At 50.5% G+C, this 7,250-nt stretch carries 6 protein-coding genes and 1 pseudogene; 3 read left to right on the plus strand and 4 right to left on the minus strand.

Translation table 11 applies throughout. The features are described from left to right. The first annotated feature begins 69 nt into the window (after window positions 1-69). The 3 genes from lpdA to sucD all read left to right on the plus strand — a co-directional run bounded on the left by lpdA (window position 70) and on the right by sucD (window position 3,667). Entirely contained in the window at window positions 70-1,503 is a 1,434-nt protein-coding gene (lpdA, locus tag G465_RS0107665; RefSeq protein ID WP_022653903.1) for a dihydrolipoyl dehydrogenase, read from the plus strand. Between the two features lie 82 nt (window positions 1,504-1,585). Continuing rightward, a complete protein-coding gene (gene sucC / locus G465_RS0107670) occupies window positions 1,586-2,755 on the plus strand; it encodes an ADP-forming succinate--CoA ligase subunit beta (protein ID WP_022653904.1) in 1,170 nt (389 codons plus the stop codon). Between the two features lie 24 nt (window positions 2,756-2,779). Continuing rightward, the gene (sucD, locus tag G465_RS0107675) at window positions 2,780-3,667 is read left to right on the plus strand and encodes a succinate--CoA ligase subunit alpha (protein WP_022653905.1); all 888 of its coding nucleotides are present in this window, start codon (window positions 2,780-2,782) and stop codon (window positions 3,665-3,667) included. An 82-nt stretch (window positions 3,668-3,749) separates the two neighbouring features. Here the strand turns inward: sucD and gdhA are convergent, their stop codons facing one another. From gdhA to G465_RS0107695, 4 genes and pseudogenes are all read right to left on the minus strand, one after another. Further along, on the minus strand, window positions 3,750-5,102 hold the full coding sequence (gene gdhA, locus G465_RS0107680; protein ID WP_022653906.1) for an NADP-specific glutamate dehydrogenase: 1,353 nt from the start codon (window positions 5,100-5,102) through the stop codon (window positions 3,750-3,752). Window positions 5,103-5,285: 183 nt separating this feature from the next. Further along, the gene (gene pstB, locus G465_RS0107685; protein WP_022653907.1) at window positions 5,286-6,050 is read right to left on the minus strand and encodes a phosphate ABC transporter ATP-binding protein PstB; all 765 of its coding nucleotides are present in this window, start codon (window positions 6,048-6,050) and stop codon (window positions 5,286-5,288) included. A gap of 13 nt (window positions 6,051-6,063) precedes the next feature. Further along, a complete protein-coding gene (gene pstA, locus G465_RS13970) occupies window positions 6,064-6,909 on the minus strand; it encodes a phosphate ABC transporter permease PstA (RefSeq protein ID WP_022653908.1) in 846 nt (281 codons plus the stop codon). 14 nt (window positions 6,910-6,923) lie between these two features. Continuing rightward, a pseudogene (locus G465_RS0107695) lies at window positions 6,924-7,250 on the minus strand (phosphate ABC transporter permease subunit PstC); the annotation flags it as partial.

Genomic DNA, 7,250 nt, shown 5'->3' on the forward strand with positions numbered 1-7,250 from the left:
CGCTCGGCTTAGTCTGAAGTTGGACGGATGACACCATCCGTCCTCGCCACACCGACACAAGGAAACATCATGGCTCAACAATTCGATGTCGTCGTTATCGGCGGCGGACCAGGCGGCTACGTTGCCGCCATCCGTGCGGCTCAACTCGGTTTTAACACGGCTTGCGTTGATGCGTTTAAAAACCCAGAAGGCAAGCCTAGCCTCGGTGGTACCTGCTTAAACGTGGGTTGCATCCCTTCCAAAGCCTTGCTGCAATCTTCTGAAAACTTCCACGCCACCACCCACGACTTTGCCGCACATGGCATCAGCGTCGAAGGGGTGAAGATGGACGTGGCACAAATGCTCAAGCGCAAGAACGACATCATCGGTAAGAACGCCGGTGGTATCAGCTTCTTGTTCAAGAAAAACAAAGTTGCCAATGTGCATGGCCTCGCTCGTTTACTCGGTCGCCAAAATGAAAAATGGCAAATCGAAGTCAGCGATAACGGCGCTGTGGTTGATACATTAGAAGCCACGCATGTCATCGTGGCAACCGGGTCTAATCCACGTCCGCTGCCGGGTGTAACCATCGACAACCAGCGCGTGCTCGACAATGCGGGTGCCTTGGCGATGACCGAAGTGCCTGCACGCTTGGGCGTGATTGGTGCTGGCGTGATTGGTCTGGAAATGGGTTCGGTTTGGAAACGCTTAGGCGCAGACGTCACCGTGTTGGAAGCCGCAGAGACCTTCTTGCCTGCCGTTGACCAACAGATTGCCAAAGAAGCCCACAAAACCCTGACCAAAGAGACAGGTCTGGCGATTTTCAATGGCGTCAAAATCCAATCCATCACCGCTGGCGACAGCAACGTCACTGTCAACTATGAGTTGGCAGGCGAAGCAAAAACGCTGGAAGTGGACAAATTGATTGTTGCCATCGGTCGTGTGCCTAACACCGCCGGCTTGGGTGCGGACACAGTGGGTCTGCAAGTTGATGAGCGCGGTTTTATCGTGGTTGATGATCACTGCCACACCAATTTGCCGAATATTTGGGCAATCGGTGATGTGGTGCGTGGCCCGATGTTGGCGCACAAGGCCAGCGAAGAAGGCGTTGCCGTCGCTGAGCGCATCGCAGGGCAAAAACCACACGTTGATTTCAACATGATTCCATGGGTGATCTACACCCATCCAGAAATCGCTTGGGTTGGTAAAACCGAAGAACAACTCAAAGCCGCTGGTGTGGAATACAAAAAAGGCACCTCGGGCTTTGCTGCCAATGGCCGCGCCTTGGGCTTAGGTATGGCGCAAGGGACTGTAAAAGTCTTGGCCTGCGCTAAAACAGACCGTATCCTTGGCGTTCACATCATCGGGCCAATGGCGTCCGAATTGGTGGCCGAGGCGGTGGTGGCAATGGAATTCTCCGCTTCGAGCGAAGACATTGCTCGTATCGTACATGCCCATCCTTCGCTGAGCGAAGTGTTGCATGAAGCATGCTTGGCAGCGGACAAACGCGCACTGCATGGCTAATGCCAGTTGCGGTGCAAGGGCTTATACTTTGCATCGCAACACCCAAAACTCCTCACCTTTACACAAGAGAAGAGAATAAACGATGAATCTGCACGAATACCAAGCGAAAGAGCTGCTGGCTAAATATGGCCTGCCGGTGCAACAAGGCATCCTCGCCACCAACGGTGAAGAAGCTGCGGCTGCGTTTGATCAAATGGGCGGCAAATTTGCTGTCATTAAAGCCCAAGTTCATGCCGGTGGCCGTGGTAAGGCAGGTGGCGTGAAAGTGGTGAAAAGCCGTGAAGAAGCCGCAACCGTGGCTAACGGCTTGATCGGTAAAAATCTGATCACTTACCAAACCGATGCCAACGGCCAGCCTGTCAACAGCGTGCTGGTGTGCGAAGACATGTACCCAGTACAACGTGAGTTGTACCTCGGTGCGGTGGTTGACCGTTCTTCCCGCCGTGTAACCTTCATGGCTTCGACCGAAGGTGGTGTGGAAATTGAAGAAGTGGCACACAACACGCCAGAAAAAATTCTGAAAGTGACCGTTGATCCACTGGTGGGCCTGTTGCCTTTCCAAGCGCGTGATGTGGCTTTTGCTTTGGGTTTAGAAGGCAAACAAATCAACGAATTCGTGAAATTAATGACTGGTGCTTACCAAGCCTTCGTTGAAAACGATTTCGCTCTGTTTGAAATCAACCCACTGGCTGTCCGTGGTGATGGTTCCTTGGCTTGCGTTGATGCCAAAATCGGTATCGATTCCAACGCTTTGTATCGCTTGCCAGCTGTGGCTGCCTTGCGTGACAAATCGCAAGAAAACGAGCGTGAACTAAAAGCTTCCGAATTCGACCTGAACTATGTTGCCTTGGAAGGTAACATTGGTTGTATGGTGAACGGTGCTGGTTTGGCGATGGCTACGATGGACATCATCAAACTGAAAGGCGGCCAGCCAGCGAACTTCTTGGACGTCGGCGGCGGCGCAACCAAAGAGCGCGTGATCGAAGCCTTCAAACTGATTTTGGCTGATCCTTCGGTTAAAGGCGTGTTGATTAACATCTTCGGTGGCATCGTGCGTTGTGACATGATCGCAGAGGCAATTATCGCTGCGGTGAAAGAAGTCAACGTGACTGTCCCTGTCGTAGTGCGTTTGGAAGGTAACAATGCCGAACTGGGCGCAAAACTGCTGGATGAATCCGGTCTGCAATTGATCTCGGCCCAAGGTCTGAACGACGCCGCCGAGAAAATTGTTGCCCAATTGGCTGCAGTCTGATCCACCGCACTTACGGAGTGAACCATGAGCGTACTCGTTAACAAAAATACTAAAGTGCTGGTGCAAGGTTTTACCGGCAAAAACGGCACTTTCCATTCTGAACAAGCGATTGCCTACGGCACCCAAGTGGTGGGTGGCGTAACCCCAGGCAAAGGTGGCAGCACCCACCTCAATCTGCCGGTGTTCAACACCATGAAAGAGGCTGTCCGTGAAACCCAAGCTGACGCTTCGGTGATCTATGTGCCAGCACCTTTCGTGTTGGATTCGATCGTGGAAGCGGTGGATGCTGGCATCAAACTGATCGTGACCATTACCGAAGGCGTGCCAACACTGGATATGCTGAAGGCCAAACGTTACATCGAGCAAACCGGTGGCGTGCGTCTGATCGGGCCAAACTGCCCAGGTATCATCACCCCAGGTGAGTGCAAAATCGGCATTATGCCCGGCCACATTCACCAACCAGGTAAAATCGGTATCGTGTCGCGCTCTGGCACCTTGACCTACGAAGCTGTGGCACAAACCACCGCTGCTGGTTTAGGCCAATCGACATGTATCGGTATCGGTGGCGACCCTATCCCTGGCACCAGCCACATTGACGCCTTGGAACTGTTCCAAAACGATCCACAGACCGAAGCCATCATTATGATTGGTGAAATCGGTGGTACCGCTGAGGAAGAAGCTGCTGAATACGCTAAAGCGCATGTCACCAAGCCAATCGTTGGTTATATCGCTGGTGTGACCGCGCCAAAAGGTAAACGCATGGGCCATGCTGGTGCGATTATCTCCGGTGGTAAAGGCACTGCTGAAGAGAAATTTGCTGCTTTCGAAAAAGCCGGTATCCGCTATACCCGCAGCCCAGCTGAATTGGGCAGCACCATGGTGGCACTGCTGAAAGAAAAAGGCATGCTGTAATCTGAGTGAGTTAATCTCACCTAGATAAAAAAAGGGAAGCTCTCCGGCTTCCCTTTTTGTTTGCTCACAGTAAAGTGAGCAATTAAACCACGCCTTGCTCAATCATCGCATCAGCTACTTTGCGGAAACCAGCGATATTGGCACCTAACACCAAATTACGCTCAGCACCAAACTCGCGTGCGGTTTCGCTCGCCGATTGATAAATCCCCGCCATAATGCGCTGCAATTTGCTATCGACTTCTTCAAAAGTCCATTGCTGCATGCTGGCGTTCTGTGCCATTTCTAATTGGCTGGTTGCTACACCACCGGCGTTGGCTGCTTTACCTGGGCCATACAAGATGTTGGCCGCGAGGAAGGCTTCCACGGCTTCTTGTGTAGAAGGCATATTGGCGCCTTCTGCCACTAAAGTGCAGCCATTTTTCAGCAATTCTTTAGCATCTTCGCCATTGAGTTCGTTTTGCGTTGCGGAGGGGAAGGCGGCATCGCATGGCACTGACCACACTAAATTACGACCCGCTGGATAGTCACTGACCGGTACAAAACGTACACCACCGCGACGTTTCGCGTATTCGGCCAGAGAGGTCCGTTCGACTTCTTTGACTTGTTTCAACAACTCAAGATCAATGCCTGCTGGGTCGTGAACAAAGCCGGAGGAATCGCTGACAGTGATCGGTTTGGCACCAAAATGATAGAGTTTTTCTACGGTATAAATTGCTACATTACCAGCCCCCGACACGGCACATTGCTTGCCCTCTAAGCTCTCGCCAATATCGCGCAGCATATTGTCAGCAAAATAGACGGTACCATATCCGGTGGCTTCTTTGCGGCCTAAAGAGCCGCCCCATTTCAGTCCTTTACCCGTCAACACACCTTCGTAGCTGCCGGTCAGTTTTTTGTATTGGCCGTACATATAGCCAATCTCACGCGCACCAACGCCGATATCTCCCGCCGGCACATCGACGGTTGCCCCAACATGGCGATAGAGCTCATTCATAAATGCTTGGCAGAAGCGCATGATTTCTTGCTCGGATTTGCCTTTAGGATCGAAGTTCGAGCCACCTTTGCCGCCGCCAATCGCTAAGCCAGTCAGCGCATTTTTAAAAATCTGTTCAAAACCTAGAAACTTGATAATGCCGGCGTTGACACTTGGATGAAAACGGATACCGCCTTTGTAAGGGCCCAAGGCAGAGTTAAATTGCACACGATAGCCTTTGTTGACCTGTACTTGGCCGCGATCATCCACCCATGCCACACGGAACATAATTTGCCGCTCGGGCTCGACAATACGGTCGATAATGCCGTACTTGCGATATTTGGGGTCGTTGTCTAATAGGGGACGCAAAGATAACAACACTTCTTCACAGGCTTGATAGAACTCATGTTGGGCTGGGCTGGTGCGATTGAGGTGAGCAATCGTATCGGCAACGTAAGGCATCAAAAGCTCCTAGAACATAAAGAGAAATAGTGATAACACAAAAACAGTGCATGACTTACAAATATGGCACCAAATTTGCGCAAAGATTACTCCTTTATGATGTCGCTTTGCAATAATTTTGTGTGCCAAAAACGAAAAACGCCCCAAACAGGGGCGTTTTGTTGTTTCAAAATGGTGCGTAAATTAACCAAATTTACCAGTAATATAATCTTCAGTCGCTTTTTGCTTCGGTGCGGTAAAGATAGTATCGGTATCACCAAACTCGATTAAATCGCCAAGGTACATATAAGCCGTGAAATCCGATACCCGTGCTGCTTGCTGCATATTATGGGTTACGATGGCAATGGTGTAGTTCTCTTTCAACTCATTCACCAGCTCTTCGATTTGTGCAGTGGAAATGGGGTCGAGTGCCGAGGTCGGTTCATCTAATAACAATACTTCTGGTTTCGATGCCACCGCCCGTGCAATACACAGTCGCTGTTGCTGACCACCGGATAAAGAATGGCCCGACTGTTTCAGCTTGTCTTTCACTTCTTCCCACAACGCTGCCTTACGCAAAGCCCATTCCACCCGATCATCCATCTCGGATTTGCTGAGCTTTTCGTATAACTTCACCCCGAAGGTTACATTGTCATAAATCGACATCGGGAATGGGGTCGGTTTCTGGAAGACCATCCCCACTTTGGCGCGCAATAAGTTGATATCAACGTCTTTATCGAGGATGTTTTTACCATCCATCAAAATCTGTCCCTCGGCACGCAAGCCGGGGTAAAGCTCATACATGCGGTTAAAAATCCGCAACAGCGTAGATTTACCGCAACCGGAAGGGCCGATAAACGCTGTGACTTTTTTCGAAGCAATCGACAGATTGATGTTTTTCAGCGCATGAAAGCCGCCGTAGTAGAAATTTAGGTCTTTGACTTGCAGTTTGGTGGTATCAGTAGTCATGACGGAAACCTTATTATTGCGAATTATTTTGTTTGCCTAACCAGCGGGCAAGCACGTTCAAACCCAATACGCTGACAGTAATCAACAGCGCACCAGCCCAAGCCAAAGCATGCCAATCTTCATACGGGCTCATGGCAAACTGGAAAATCACCACCGGTAAGTTGGCCATTGGTTGATTCATATTGCTGCTCCAGAACTGGTTGTTCAGGGCAGTGAATAACAACGGGGCAGTTTCACCAGAAATCCGCGCCACAGCCAATAAAATACCGGTTAAAACACCTGCTTTAGATGCCCGCAGGGTCACCATCATTACCACTTTCCATTGTGGTGCACCCAAAGCCGCTGCCGCTTCGCGTAAGGTGTTTGGCACCAAACGCAACATGTTTTCGGTTGTCCGCACCACCACCGGCACCACGATAATTGCTAGCGCCAGCGCCCCCGCCCAACCAGAGAAATGGCCGACAGAGATCACGTAGATTTCATAGACAAACAAGCCAATCACAATTGAAGGGGCTGACAGCAGAATATCGTTGATGAAACGGGTGGCAGGGGCCAGCCAGCCACGTTCACCAAATTCGGCCAAATACACCCCAGCTAAAATACCAATTGGAGTACCGATTAAGGTGCCAAAGAACGTCATTAACAAGCTACCGTAAATCGCATTGGCCAAACCACCAGTACTGCCGGGGGGCGGGGTGCTTTGGGTAAAGACCGATAAGTTAATCCCACCCAAACCATAGCTAAATAAAGTCCACAGAATCCACACCAGCCAGAACAAACCAAAGCCCACAGCCAACATCGACATCACCATGTTAAAGCTGTTGACGACGCGGCGCTGGCGATACAAGTTATGATCCATGCGCATACTCTCCGTTAGGTTTTCTTACCTTCGTTTTTCGATAAGCGCAGCAACGATAAGCGCAGCAATAACAGTTTTGCGCAAGCCAACACCACAAAGGTGATAAAGAACAGAATCAAACCTAATTCAATCAATGCTGAGACGTGTAAACCTTCTTGAGCTTCTGCAAACTCATTGGCCAAGGCCGAGGCAATCGAGTTACCGGGATCCATTAGCGAACCGGTGATTTGATAGGCGTTACCAATTACAAAGGTTACGGCCATCGTTTCACCCAAAGCGCGACCCAACCCCAACATAATGCCGCCAATTACCCCAGCTTTGGTGTAAGGCAACACCACATA

Origin of the sequence: Aquaspirillum serpens DSM 68 (assembly GCF_000420525.1) — a bacterium.
In the GTDB taxonomy this organism is placed as follows: domain Bacteria; phylum Pseudomonadota; class Gammaproteobacteria; order Burkholderiales; family Aquaspirillaceae; genus Aquaspirillum; species Aquaspirillum serpens.